Consider the following 13,524-nt stretch of genomic DNA (forward strand, 5'->3'; position numbering starts at 1 on the left):
ATCCCTATGCCATGAGCCGTCGACATGACGACGATCCGCCTTTCCAACGACCTTCGCCCGCTCGGCAAGAGCGAAATCCTTGTTTCGCCGATAGCCTGGGGCATGTGGCGGCTGGCCGGAGAAACCGCGCCGGCCCGCGCGATGATCGACGCGGCGCTGGGTGCGGGAATCAACATCTTCGACACCGCCGACATCTATGGCTGCGACGTCCCGGCGGGTTTCGGCTCGGCAGAGGCGCTGTTCGGGCGCGCGCTGGCCGAGGACCGCAGCCTGCGCGCAAACATGGTGATCGCGACCAAGGCGGGCATCCGTCCCGGCATTCCGTATAATTCCAGTGCAGAGTATCTGGCCGACGCCCTCGACGCGTCGCTGACGCGCATGGCGATCGAACAGGTCGATCTGTACCAGATCCACCGCCGCGATTTCATGACCCATCCGCAGGAGGTCGCCGCGGCGCTGACGCGCATGGTCGACGCGGGCAAGGTGCGCAGCATCGGCGTCTCGAACTACAGCGTCCACGAATTCGCCGCGTTGCAGGCGTTTCTCGGCCAGCCGATCGTCAGCACCCAGCCCGAGTTTTCCCCGCTCCAGACCGCGCCCCTGTTCGATGGGACGCTCGATCAGGCGATGACGCACGACGTCGCGGTGATGGCGTGGTCGCCGCTTGGCGGCGGTCGGCTGGCGCAGGGCGATCATCCGGCGGCAACGCTGCTCGCCGAGCATGGCGCGCGCTACGGCGTCGACGCCGCGACCGCGACGCTGGCGTGGATCATGGCGCATCCGGCGCGGATCATCCCGATCGTCGGCTCGCAGACCCCCGCGCGGATCGCAGCCTCGGCCGATGCGTACAAGGTCGAATGGACCCGCAGCGAATGGTATGCGGTGCTGCAGGCCGGCATGGGTGTTTCGCTGCCATGATCGATCCTTCGGCAAGCCTTCCACCCTGCGAGATCAGCTGGTTTTCGGCGCTGTGCGATGACGATTACGAGTTTCTCGGCGTCCCCGACCCCGCGCTGCAATCGAGCTGGGAGCATTGTCGCGACATCGTGATGCAGGCCGAGACGGCGGGATACGACAATATCCTGCTGCCCTCGGGCTATACGCTCGGCATCGACACGACCGCGTTCGCCGCGGGGATCGCACCGATGCTCAAGAGGTTGCGATTGCTTATGGCGGTACGGATCGGCGAAAGCTGGCCGCCGCAGCTCGCCCGGCAGATTGCGACGATCGACCAGATGCTCGGCGGTCGGCTGGCGATCAACATCATCTCCAGCGACCTGCCCGGCGAAACGCTCGCGAGTGCGCCACGCTATGCGCGCACGGTCGAGGCGATGCATATCCTGCGCACGCTGCTCGACGGCAAGCCGCTCGACCATGACGGCGACTTCTGGAAGCTGAAGCTCGACCCTCCGCGGACCACCACCGTGTCCGGGCGCTGTCCCGCGCTCTATTTCGGTGGCCTGTCCGAGGCCGCGCGGGAGGCTGCGGCGACCAATGCCGACGTCTATCTGATGTGGCCCGACACGATGGACGGCGTCCGTGCGATCATCGCCGACCTGCGCGCCCGCGCCGCACGTCACGGCCGCACGCTACGCTTCGGCTACCGGGTCCATGTCGTCGTCCGCGAGACCGAGGCGGAAGCCCGCGCCGCGGCCGATCGTCTGCTGTCAAAGCTCGACGATGCCGAAGGCCAGGCGATCCGCGCGCGTTCGCTCGATTCGCAGTCCGCCGGCGTCCGTCGCCAGGCCGAACTGCGCGAGGGATCCGACGATGGCTATGCCGAGGCCAATCTGTGGACCGGGATCGGCCGCGCACGGTCGGGATGCGGGGCTGCGATCGTCGGCGATCCGGACCAGGTGCTCGCCAAGCTCAACGCCTACCGGGCCGAAGGGATCGATGCGTTCATCCTGTCGGGCTATCCGCACGCCGCCGAGGCCGACCTGTTCGCCCGTCACGTGCTGCCGCGGATCGAGCATGCTCCCTTGGTCGTCTAGGACGCAGGCCTGCCCGCTGAGACCGCCTGAAATCAAATAACCGACGCGGACAAGAGAAACTGGCTCGCATCCATCGTCCTCTCGTCCATGCTGGCCCGCTATGACCTCGTCCATCAAGACCGTCGCACAACTCAGCGCCCGTGGTCGCACATTGCTGTTCGCGCTGGTCGTCACCGCCGGCATCCTCAACCTCGTCGACCGTCAGATCATCGCCGTGCTGAAGCCGACGATCGCCGCCGATCTCGGCTGGAGCGACGATGATTACGGGACGCTCGCCGCCTGGTTCCAGGGCGGCGCGGCGTTCGCGTTTCTGTTCACCGGCTGGATCGTCGACAAGCTCGGGGTGAAATGGGCGAACCCGATCGGCGTTGCGGCGTGGAGCATCGCCGCGATGGCGCATGGCTGGGCGCGATCGATGACCGAATTTGTGATGATCCGCGTCAGCCTGGGCGCGACCGAGGCGATGGGCACGCCGACCGGAATCAAGACGATCGCGTCGGTGCTGCCCAAGAACTGGCGATCGAGCGGGTTCGGCGCGACCAATGCGGCCAACAGCATCGGTGCGATCCTGGCGCCGCTGGCTATTCCGGGCGTCGCGCTGCTCGTCGGCTGGCGGGGGACGTTCGTCGTCGCAGGCGCGCTCGGGCTCGTCTGGGCAGCGGTCTGGCTGATCGCGACCCGTCGCCTGCGCTTCACCTCGCAGCCCGTGGGCGCCGTAGACGCCGCGGCACCGGTCGGCGACTATGGCCCGATCCTGCGCAATCGCCAGACCTGGGCGATCGCGGTCGCCAAGATCCTGTCCGATGCGACCTGGTGGCTGATGCTCTTCTGGTTGCCCGACTTCTTTCACCGCGAATATGGGCTGAGCGGGGTCGCGCTCGGCGTGCCGCTGGCCATCGCCTATGGCGGCGCGGCGGTCGGCTCGCTGCTCGGGGGCGGCGTGGCGACCCGGTTGCTGAGCCTCGGCTACAGCGTCAACGCCGTCCGCAAGGGCATATTGCTGGTTGCCGCGCTCTGCGTCCTGCCCGTGCCGCTCGTGCTTTACGTTGGCAGTTATCCCGTCACGATCGCGCTGATGGCGCTGACGCTCGCCGCGCACCAGGCGTTCTCGACCAACCTGTTCGCGCTGATCGCCGACGTCGTCCCGCAGGACAAGCTTGGCCGGGTCACCGCGTTCGGCTCGTTCAGCGGCAATGTCGGTGGTATGGTGATCGCCAAGGTCGCCGGGCTCGTCCTGACCGCCGGGCTCGGCTACCTGCCGCTGTTTCTGTTCGCCAGCGTCTCCTATCTGCTCGCGGTCGGCTGGATCCAGCTGCTGCTGCCGCGGTTGCGCCCGGTCGAGGGGCACTAAAGCTGATACGATGCGTCTGCATCCAGATCTATATACCCATCGGCTGAATGGGATTTAAAAGACGACATCATCTTCGGGAGGGATATCATGATCGATCCACGCCATGTGGCGCTGCTGGCCGGCACCGCGCTTGTGACCCTGGCCACGCCGGCATTCGCTCAGGACACGGCCCCGGTGCCGACAACCGCGACGCCCAGGGCGGCGACGCCTGCCGCCGACACCGGCGAAGACGTCGTCGTCACCGCGCGCTTTCGCAACGAAAGCCTTCAGTCCGTACCGATCGCGATCACCGCCGTCAGCGGACAGTCGCTTGCCGAACGCCAGTTGAACACCGTCGAGAACATCGCCGCGACGATCCCCGCGGTCGGCTTTCGAAGCGGTGCGTCGAACAAGGACCGGACGATCTTCATTCGCGGCGTCGGCACGATCACCACCTCGCCGGGCGTCGAGCCGTCGGTGTCGACCGTGCTCGACGGCGTCGTCCTCACCCGCCCCGGCCAGTCGACGCTCGATCTGGGCGAGGTCGAGCGGATCGAGGTCCTGCGTGGGCCACAGGGCACGTTGTTCGGCAAGAACGCGTCGGCGGGCGTCGTCAACATCGTCACGCGCAATCCGACCGACGAGTTCCGAATGTTCGGAGAAGCGGGCGTCACGTCGGACGAGGAATACCGGATCAAGGCCGGCATCTCGGGCGCGATCGTGCCCGGCAAGGTCCAGGCGCTGATCGGCGGCCTTTACGACGACTTCAAGGGCAATGTCCGCAACGTCACGCGCAACGACGACGTCAACGGCTATCGACGCTACGGTGCGCGCGGCAAGCTGGTGATCACGCCGTCGGACGCGCTCAAGTTCACGATTATCGGCGACTATCTCAATTCGCGCGATACCACCCCGACCAGCGTCTATGCCAGCACCAGCCGGACCGCCTACCCCACCGGCACCGTCACCAATTCGCCCGACCTGGCTGCCGCGCTTACGGCAAGTGGTATCGGTGCGAACGCCAGTAACCGCCGCACGAACAACGATACGATCACCGACGTGCGCGACGAAAATTACGGCGGCTCGTTCACGGGTGACCTGACGCTCGGCGACTATCACCTCACCTCGATCACCGGCTGGCGGCAGTGGTTGAACACGCAGCGTCAGGATTATGACAGCGTCGCCGCGCTATCGACCGCCTTCCCGTCCGGCCAGGACACGGGGCGGGTGAACACCAAGCAGTTCTCGGAGGAGCTGCGGCTCACATCGCCCAAGGGTGGGCTGATCGATTACGTGCTCGGCGCCTATTATCTCCACGCCACCACCGACGAGACCTATCAGCGGACGCTGACGTCGCTCGCCGCTGGTGGTGCACGCAGCACGACGACGGGCGTCGCGAACTACGGCATCACCAACGACAATTTCGCGCTGTTCGGCGAGGCCAACGTCAATTTCACCCCGCGCTTCCGCGGTATCGCGGGCTATCGTTCGACCTGGGACAGCCTGGATTTTTACCATGTCCGCACGTCGAGCGCGGATCCCCTCAATACCGGCGCAGCGGCGCTCGATCGACCCGGGGTGCGCGCCTATCACAATGCCAGCGACGGGCTCGATCGGCGTGGCGACAGCTACCGGCTGGGTCTCCAATATGACATCGGCGATCACGCGCAGACCTATTTCACCTATTCGCGCGGCTATAAGGGGCCGGCGTATAACGTGTATTTCAACATGCGGTCGCTCAACGCCACGACGCCGCTCGACGAGGTCCCGCTGAGCCCGGAGACGTCAAACTCCTATGAAGTCGGGTTGAAGGGCAGCACCGCGGACCGCGCGCTGAGCTACAGCCTGGCCGCATTCACGACGAACTTCGACGGGTATCAGGCAAGCTTCAACGACGTCGTCGCGGGCGCGCAGGTGAGCCGCCTGATCAACGCGGGCTCGGTGCGCTCGCGCGGGGCGGAGGCGGACGTGACGCTGCGCCCGACCAAGGGGCTGACGCTCGACATCTCGGCCGCCTATACCGACGCCACGGTGCGCAATTTCCTCTGCCCGCCCGGCGCGCCGACGAGCTGCAACATCGACGGCCAGCCGCTCCCCTATGCTCCCAAGATCAAGCTCTATGAGAATGCGGCCTATCGCTTCGCGCTCAGCGACACGCTAGCGCTCGAACTGCAGAGCGACGTGACGTTCAGCAGCAAGGTGCAATATGCGCTGGCGCAGACACCGAGCACGGTGCAACCCGCCTATGCGATCTGGAATGCGAGCGTCGCCCTGCTCAGCGACCAGTCGGGCTGGCAGTTGCGCGCCTATGTGAAGAACCTGACGAACACCTCCTATTCGTCGTTCCTCACCGCAGGGACGTTCGCCGGGACTGTCCGGTTCGTCCCGCGTGACGACCAGCGCTATGCCGGGCTGCTGCTGCGCAAGGACTTCTGACCGCCGCCGGGCGCGGCGGACCGGTTGGACGCGCGGTTCACCCGATCAGCCGCCCGGCGGCCTTGCGCGCGGTCGCACCATAGGGGGGCTTCAGGCCTGCCAGTTTGGCGACGTCGAACCGCCCCTGCCGGAAGACCGCACGGGCATGGCTGAAGGTACGGAACCCGTCTGCACCGTGATAGGCGCCCATGCCCGACGGGCCGATGCCGCCGAACGGTAGATCCTCCATCGACACGTGGAGGATCACGTCGTCTAGGCTGACGCCACCCGACACGGTTCGATCGAGCAACCGGCGACGCTCGTCCGCATCGCTGCCGAAATGATAAAGGGCCAGCGGCCGGTCGCGCCGGTTGATCTGGCCGATCGCGTCGTCGATATCGTCATAGCGACGGATCGGCAGGACCGGACCGAAGATCTCCTCCTGCATCACGATCATGTCGTCGGTCGCATCGCGGACGATGTGGAGCGGCATCTTGCGCGTGTTCGCACAGCTGAGGTCCTCGCCCGCCGGATTGACGATCTCGACCCGCGCGCCCTTGGCCCGGGCATCGTCGAGCCAGTCGTTCAGCCTCGCCATGTGACGATCGCTGACCAGCGACGTATAGTCCGCGTTGTCGAGCAATGTCGGATACATCGCGCTGGCCGCCGCGGTCAGCCCGGCCACCACCGCAGCCTCGTCGGCGTCGCGGACCAGCATGTAATCGGGCGCGAGACAGATCTGGCCGGCATTCAGCATCTTGCCGAGCGCCACCCGCTCGGTCGCGCGCGCGATATCTGCCCCCTCACCGATCACCACCGGCGACTTGCCGCCCAGCTCTAATGTCACGGGGACGAGATTGTCAGCGGCAGCGTGGAGGATATGGCGTCCGATCCCCGTCGCGCCGGTGAAGAGCAGATGGTCAAACGGCAGGCTGGCAAACGCCTTGCCGACCTCCGGCCCGCCCCGGACAAAGGCCAGTTCGTCCGACGCGAAATACCGCCAGACCAAGTCCTCGAACAGCGCACCCGTGACCGGGGTATATTCGCTGGTCTTGACGATCGCACGGTTGCCGGCCGCGAAGATGCCCGCAAGCGGCGCCATGATGAGGTTGACCGGGAAATTCCACGGCGCGATCACCCCGACCACGCCCTTGGGCTGATATTCGACCCAGGCCTTCGCGCCGAGCAGCCCGAGCGGAAACTGCACCGCGCGCCGCTCCGGTTTCGCCCAGCGGTCGAGATGCTTGATCGCATGGGTGATCGGCGCGATCGATCCGGCGATGTCGGTGATCATCGACTGCTCGCGGCTCCGGTGACCGAAATCCTCCGACAGTGCATCGCAAAACCGCGTGGCGGAGTCGCGGATCATCGCCGCGGCCCGTTTGAGCCGGTCCTTGCGGACCGACAGCGGCTCGGGCATCGCCGCCATCGATGCGGCGCGCTGCGCCGCCAGGATCGCCATCATCTCGGTCATCACCATCTCCCATCCGGCGCACCCGCCCGGCCCGGTTGCAATACCCGTGTCATGCCGCCTGCGCCTGCCGCTTCGCAAGCGGGTTGCATACCGGCCTCGCGGAGGCTTGGCGTGACCTGTCGGCGCGACCTATGCGTCGGCGGATGACGCATATGAAAGAGAACGACCATGCGGCCTCCACGCCGCCTTGCCATCCGGCCGCGCGTGCAGCCGGCCTCGCGCTCGGTGTGGTGGCCGGTCTTGCGCTGTTTGCCAGGCTCGCGGCGAACCGCGTGGAACGCCGCGTGCCCGCCGACGGCAGGTTCATCGAGATCGACGGGCGACGCGTGCATTATCTCGAACGTGGAACGGGCCCGGCGATTGTGATGATCCACGGGCTTGGCGGGCAGATGCGCAACTTCGGCTATGCGTTGCTCGACCGACTGAGTGCGGATCACCGCGTGATCCTGATCGACCGCCCCGGCTCGGGCTATTCGGCGCCGATCGCGCAGGCCAATATCCGTGCACAAGCCGCGCATGTCGCGGCGTTCATCACCGCGATGGGGCTCGACCGGCCGCTCGTCGTCGGCCACTCGCTGGGCGGCTCGATCGCGCTCGCGCTGGCGCTCGATCATCCGCGGCAGGTTGGCGGGCTCGCGCTGATCGCACCCCTGACCCAGCCACTCGCCACCGTGCCGCAGATCGTCGCAACGCGCGCCATCGCTACGCGAGCGATGCGCAGCGCGCTGGCATGGACGGTCGCCACGCCCGCGGCGTTGCTCGCGCGACCCAGCGGCGCGCGCATGGTCTTCGCACCCGATCCGGTACCCGACGATTTCGCGACACGCGGCGGCGGCGCGCTGATCGGTCGTCCATCGGCCTTTGCCGGAGCGGCGGCAGATCTCGCAGCGGCAAATGCCGATCTGCCCGCGATGGTCGACCGCTATCCTTCGCTGTCTGTCCCGACCGCGATCCTGTTCGGACGCGACGACGCTGTGCTCGATCCGCTGGCCCACGGCCAGGGTCTCGCCAACGCCTGTCCCGCCGCAGCGCTCACGCTGGTCGCAGGCGGCCACATGATCCCCGTGACACGACCCGATGACGTGGTCGCATGGCTTTCCACGCTGAGAAAGCCCGGCGCTCCCGTCTGAGGCCCTCGCAGACCGTCAGCTGCGATACCGGGCCTCTACGAGGTCGAGTTCACGGACCAGCTTGCGGATCGTCGCACTGCCGATCCGGCGATCGCGCGCGAGATCGACGATCGTGCTGCGTTCCGCCTGGAGCGCGACGAGCTTGAAGTCCCGCTCGATCCGGTCCTGCACACGCGCGGCCGCGGACGCCTTGGCAGAACCGCTGCGGCTGTCGATCCGGTCGCGATAGATGTCCATCACCCGGCCGCCCGCCGCCGCATAGAAATCGCCGTCGCCCATCCGTTCGGCCAGCTCATGCTGCGACCGCTCGACCGCGCGGATCGCCGCTTCCGCCGCCGCGACCCGCGCCGCGTCCTCTTCCGCGAGCAGCGACGGCTCGGGCGGCATCGTCAGGCCGTTGAGGAGGATCGGCAAGCCGACGCTCGCCAGCACCAGCGACACGATGATCACCCCAGCGGCCAGGAATATGGCGAGGTCGCGCGCCGGAAACGCGGTGCCGTCGTCGAGCACGAGCGGAATCGTCAGGACGCCCGCCAGCGTGATCGCCCCGCGGACACCCGCCAGCGACATCGCCGCGACCACCCGCCAGTCCGGGCTGTGGACCGTCACGCCGTCACGATAGCGTCGGCGCAGCAACGTCAGCCGCAGCGAGACCCAGACCCAGACGAACCGCAGGGCGGCGAGTCCGGCGACGATCGCGAGGACATAGGCAGCTAGCCAGACAGTGCTGTCATGCCCCGTCATCTTGACCGTCGTCCTGGCACCCGCAAGGATCGCCGGCAGCTGTTCGCCGAGCAGCACAAAGATGATGCCGTTGAGCGCAAACTGGATCGTGTCCCACACCGAGTTGCGCCGCATCCGCGTATTGGGCAGCGCCTGACGCGATATCTCGGCATAGGTCATCGTCACGCCCGCCGCGACGGCCGCGAGGATCCCCGACGCGTGAAGATGTTCGGCGAGCAGATAGGAACCGAACGGGATCAGCAGGCTGACAAGGATCTGCGACCCCGATTCCTCACCGAACCGCCGCGATACCCATGCTTTGGCGCGCGTGACCGCGAGCGTCAGGCCGACACCCACCACGATGCCTGCGCCGGCAACCCAGACGAAGTTGATCGCGGCGGAGGACGGTGAAAACGATCCGGTCAGCGCCGCGGCGATCGCGAAGCGCAGACAGACGAGGCCCGAGGCGTCGTTCAGCAGCGATTCCCCTTCGAGGATGTGCATCATCCGCTTCGGGATCGGGACGCGTGCGGCGATCGCCGAGACTGCGATAGGATCGGTCGGCGAGACGACTGCGGCAAGCGCGAACGCGACGGCAAGCGGCATGGCCGGGATCATCCAGTGGATGAACAGTCCCATGCCGATCACCGTGATCAGCACCAGCCCCAGCGCCAGTTCGACCACGGTCGAAATGTCCTTCAGCAGCTCGTCTTTGGGGATCCGCCAGCCATCGAGGAACAACAACGGTGGCAGGAACAGCAGCAGGAAGAGTTCGGGATCGAGCGCGACCCGGTACGACGTCGACAAACCGATGACCGCACCGAGCATGATCTGCACCAGAGGCGTCGGCACCGGCACGGGGAGCATTCGCGAAATGGACCCGCTCAGGACGACCGCGAGCAGGAGGAACAGAACGATCGATACAGCTTCCAAAAGATACTCCCGCTTGGCGTCAGGTCCTTCCTAACCGGCACACGCCACAAACGACACCCCCTTGGACCGAACGATCGTCAGTCGACCGTCACGAGGCCGGCGGCAAAGGCGATCCGAAGCGCCTCGGACAGGCTGCGCACGCCGAGCTTGTCCATCAGATTGGCGCGGTAGATCTCGACGGTCCGCGGGCTGAGGCTCAGCGCATGCGCGATCACCTTGTTCGGCTGGCCGTCGATCAGTCCCATCAGCACGTCGGTCTCGCGCATCGAGAGCCGCGCGATCCGCTGACGCGCCGCCTGGGTCCGGTCCGCCGCCGCGGTTTCGGTTTCGAGCCGCGCAAAACCTTCGTCGACCGTGCGCAGCAGGATGTGCGGATCGCACGGCTTCTCCAGAAACTCGAGCGCGCCCGCCTTCATCGCCTCGACGGCGAGCTGCACGTCGCCCTGCCCGGTCAGGATGATCGGCGCAAAATGCGGTGCGAACGGCACAAGCTTTCGCAACACCTCAAGCCCGGTGGTTCCGGGCATGTGATGGTCGAGCAGCACGATACCCGGGTCGAGGCTGCTGAGCTCGTCCAGAAACGCATCCCCGGAGCGAAAGCCGCGGATCAGCAGGTTCGGACGGGTCGACAGCAGCCCCTGCACCGATGCACGGACGGCGTCGTCATCGTCGACGACATAGACGGTACGCATCCAGACATCCTTTCACGGCTTATTCCAAACAGACATGCGGCACGGTGAAGCGAAAGCAGGCGCCACCGCCCGGGGCGTTGAAGCCGACCAGCTCCCCGCCATGCGCTTCGACGATGCGGCGGCAGATCGACAGGCCGAAGCCCATGCCCCCCTCCCCCTTCGATGACGTGAAGGGCGTGAACATCCGCGACAGGATCGCATCGGGCAAGCCGGGACCATTGTCGCAGATGCTGATCTCGACGAGCGCCGCTTTGTTCAACCGCGCCTCGATGAGGACGCCGCGCGCGCCGTCGGGCGATGTCGCCAACGCCTCGAACGCGTTGCGGAGCAGGTTGACGACCACCTGCTGCACCTGGATCCGATCCGCGAGCATGAAGTCGGCGTCGGGGGACAGCGCGAAGCTCAGCTCGATATCGGCATGCTGTCCGCCGGACGTCAGCAACGTGACGGCCTCACGCAGTGTCGCCTCCACGGGCTCGATCCGCATCTCGGACTCGCGCTTGGCGATGAACTCGCGAAGCCGGTGGATGATGTCGCCTGCCCGCAGGGCCTGCGCGTTCGCCGATATCAACGTGGCCTTGAGCCGGTCGCCATCCATGCCGGCGCCGCTGTCGAGGAGCAATTCGGCGGTCGTGACGAAGTTCGCGATCGCAGCGAGCGGCTGGTTGAGTTCATGCGCGAGCGCCGCAGCCATTTCGCCGACCGCGTTCAACCGGATGACCTGCATCAATTCCCGCCGGACGAGGCTCAGCCGCTCTTCCGCGGCGATCCGTTCCGAAATGTCACGGACGAACCCCGTCAGCACGCGTTCGCCGTCGACCAGTGCCTCGCCGACATGCAGTTCTACCGGGAAGCTGCTCCCGTCCGCGCGCCGCGCGGTGGTAAGCCGGCCATGACCAACGCCACGCCGATCGCCCGAGGCCGGATAACGCCGTAAATACCCCTGCTGCCACGCCTCGCGCTCGCCCGGGATCAGGGTCTGCACGTTCAATCCGATCGCCTCGGCAGCGCTATAGCCGAAGATGAGTTCGGCGGCGGCGCTGAAGGAGCGGATGGCGCCGGCCTCGTCGATCACGATCATCGCATCGGGCACGGTTTCAAGGATCGACCGCAATTGCGCCTCGCGCACGCGAAGCGCCGCCTCGCGCTCCTCGTGCCGCGTTATGTCCAGCGTGATCCCCGTCGTCCGGATCATGACGCCGGCCTGATCATAGAAGCACCGGGCAGAGCCCTCGAGAAAGCGCTGCGTGCCGTTGGGCAATCTGAGCCGATAGGTGAAGCTGATGCGGGGTGCGCGCTTGCCGACGGTTTCGGCGATCGTACGTTCGACCTCCGCCAGATCGTCCGGATCGATCAGCGCCGCCCAGCTCGGATAATCATGCAGGCTTCCCGCCGGCAGCCCCAGACGCTGCTCGGACCCTGCGGTCCAGGTCAGTGCCCCGGTCGCGACCTCCCATTCGAAGACCCCGACCTCGTGCGCGCTGCTGGCGAGCGCGAGACGCTCCTCGCTCTTGCGCAGCGCGGCCTCGATCTCGAGCCGCGTGCTGATATCGGTCATCGACAGGACAAGGGCCGGCGCACGGGCCAGCTTCTCGACCCTGCGCGCCTGCTCGATCACGTGCACTGCGCTGCCGTCGCGTCGGCGCTCAATCAGTTCGCGCTCGCCATCGGCATGCGGGCAGCCTGTCGCCAAGCTGCCGTCGGCGGTGCACGACGCGAGCAGTACATGCTTCTGCCTGCCCAGCGCCTCGTGCGCACGCCAACCGTATAATTCCTCGCACCCGCGCGACCAGTGGATGATCCGGTCATCGGTATCGACCAGCGCCATCGGTGCGGCGTTCAATGCCTGGGTCAGCTCGGACAAAGCGGCGCGGTGGCGCGCTGCGCTCCGCACCGTCCAGGTGACGAGCGCGCTGACCACCACGAAATTCAGCGTGACGGTCAGCAGTTCGCCCCAGACCGCAGACACCCCGGCAAGCTCGATGCTCGCCATTTCCACGAGCGGCGCTAGCACCGGTACGACCAGCAGCAGCGGCAGAACAAGTCGCAACATGTGCCATTCAGGCGACCAGGCACCGGGCTCGTCCAGAATATCACTTCGCCAGGCAAGTACCGCCAGGGCCAGCAGCATCGCGCCGATCGCGGATGGCAGGGACGTCGACGACAGATGCCACCCGGTCGCATGCAGGGCCGGGAGCATCGGGATCAGCAATAAGGCTGTGCTTGCAGTCACCAAACTGCCGCCTGCGAGTGCCGCCGCCAGCCGTCCATAGGAGCGGGTTTTTGCCGCGGCTGCGCCGATCGCGACGGGCAATGCGACGAGTATGAGATCGGCGACAATGCCCGGCCCCGTCATCGCGCGATCAAAGGCTGTCCGGACATCGTCCGCAAACAGCCACCCATCGATCCCATGGCTCCCGGCCGGCAGGACCAGTTGGACGAACAGGCGTTCGAGACCGATGGCGATCGGCACGGCGAGCAGCGGCATGGCCCGGCGACTGGAATGTCCGCGTGACAATATCAGGGTCGCCGCCGCCATGCAGGCAAAGGCAATGCAGCCGAACGGCGGCATTGGCTCGACCAAACCGAACGTCGTCAGCACGGGAATCCGCAGCATCCATCCGATCAACGGGATCGTCGCGCAGGCAAAGACAGCCGCTATGCACAACCCGGCCACAGTACGGCCCGGCTGGCTCATTGTCGAAACGGAATCGTCTTGTATTGAAGTCTCCATGCTATCCGGCAAATATATGCCAATACTGTATTATTACCTAGCTCGCTGGCAAATATATTGACCCATAATGACAGGCATTTTCACCATTATGGTCAGCTG

Annotated in this window: 10 protein-coding genes; 6 read left to right on the forward strand and 4 right to left on the reverse strand. The window is 66.3% G+C overall.

Annotated features, from left to right (window positions below; translation table 11 throughout):
* The first annotated feature begins 24 nt into the window (after positions 1–24).
* The 4 genes from J3A66_RS04000 to J3A66_RS04015 all read left to right on the forward strand — a co-directional run bounded on the left by J3A66_RS04000 (position 25) and on the right by J3A66_RS04015 (position 5,760).
* The gene (locus J3A66_RS04000; protein WP_209567305.1) at positions 25–918 is read left to right on the forward strand and encodes an aldo/keto reductase; all 894 of its coding nucleotides are present in this window, start codon (positions 25–27) and stop codon (positions 916–918) included.
* Positions 915–1,994, forward strand: coding sequence for an LLM class flavin-dependent oxidoreductase (locus tag J3A66_RS04005; protein ID WP_209567307.1), 1,080 nt, complete (start codon positions 915–917; stop codon positions 1,992–1,994). The genes J3A66_RS04000 and J3A66_RS04005 overlap by 4 nt, the downstream gene beginning before the upstream one ends.
* 100 nt (positions 1,995–2,094) lie before the next feature.
* Complete coding sequence (locus tag J3A66_RS04010) at positions 2,095–3,345, forward strand: MFS transporter (RefSeq protein ID WP_209567309.1); 1,251 nt, start codon at positions 2,095–2,097, stop codon at positions 3,343–3,345.
* 87 nt (positions 3,346–3,432) lie between these two features.
* Positions 3,433–5,760 (forward strand): TonB-dependent receptor, encoded by a 2,328-nt coding sequence (locus J3A66_RS04015; protein ID WP_209567311.1) that lies wholly within the window; start codon positions 3,433–3,435, stop codon positions 5,758–5,760.
* A gap of 37 nt (positions 5,761–5,797) precedes the next feature.
* On the opposite strand, the gene J3A66_RS04020 is transcribed toward J3A66_RS04015, so the two are convergent.
* A complete protein-coding gene (locus tag J3A66_RS04020; protein ID WP_209567313.1) occupies positions 5,798–7,213 on the reverse strand; it encodes a coniferyl aldehyde dehydrogenase in 1,416 nt (471 codons plus the stop codon).
* A gap of 143 nt (positions 7,214–7,356) precedes the next feature.
* Between J3A66_RS04020 and J3A66_RS04025 the strand changes: the two genes are divergently transcribed.
* Positions 7,357–8,343 carry an alpha/beta fold hydrolase gene (locus J3A66_RS04025; protein WP_245336699.1) on the forward strand — a complete coding sequence of 329 codons (987 nt, stop codon included), beginning with the start codon at positions 7,357–7,359 and terminating at the stop codon, positions 8,341–8,343.
* A gap of 15 nt (positions 8,344–8,358) precedes the next feature.
* Here the strand turns inward: J3A66_RS04025 and J3A66_RS04030 are convergent, their stop codons facing one another.
* The 3 genes from J3A66_RS04030 to J3A66_RS04040 all read right to left on the reverse strand — a co-directional run bounded on the left by J3A66_RS04030 (position 8,359) and on the right by J3A66_RS04040 (position 13,179).
* Positions 8,359–9,999 carry a Na+/H+ antiporter gene (locus J3A66_RS04030; protein WP_209567315.1) on the reverse strand — a complete coding sequence of 547 codons (1,641 nt, stop codon included), beginning with the start codon at positions 9,997–9,999 and terminating at the stop codon, positions 8,359–8,361.
* Between the two features lie 77 nt (positions 10,000–10,076).
* Positions 10,077–10,691 (reverse strand): response regulator, encoded by a 615-nt coding sequence (locus J3A66_RS04035; protein ID WP_031394397.1) that lies wholly within the window; start codon positions 10,689–10,691, stop codon positions 10,077–10,079.
* Positions 10,692–10,710: 19 nt separating this feature from the next.
* Positions 10,711–13,179, reverse strand: a complete 2,469-nt coding sequence (locus tag J3A66_RS04040; RefSeq protein WP_209567317.1) for a PAS domain S-box protein — start codon at positions 13,177–13,179, stop codon at positions 10,711–10,713.
* Between J3A66_RS04040 and J3A66_RS04045 the strand changes: the two genes are divergently transcribed.
* On the forward strand, positions 13,151–13,486 hold the full coding sequence (locus J3A66_RS04045; RefSeq protein WP_209567319.1) for a hypothetical protein: 336 nt from the start codon (positions 13,151–13,153) through the stop codon (positions 13,484–13,486). The two genes, J3A66_RS04040 and J3A66_RS04045, sit on opposite strands and share 29 nt — an antisense overlap.
* The last annotated feature ends 38 nt before the right edge of the window (positions 13,487–13,524 follow it).

The organism is Sphingomonas sp. PvP018 (genome assembly GCF_017876865.1).
Classification (GTDB): Bacteria; Pseudomonadota; Alphaproteobacteria; order Sphingomonadales; family Sphingomonadaceae; genus Sphingomonas; species Sphingomonas aerolata.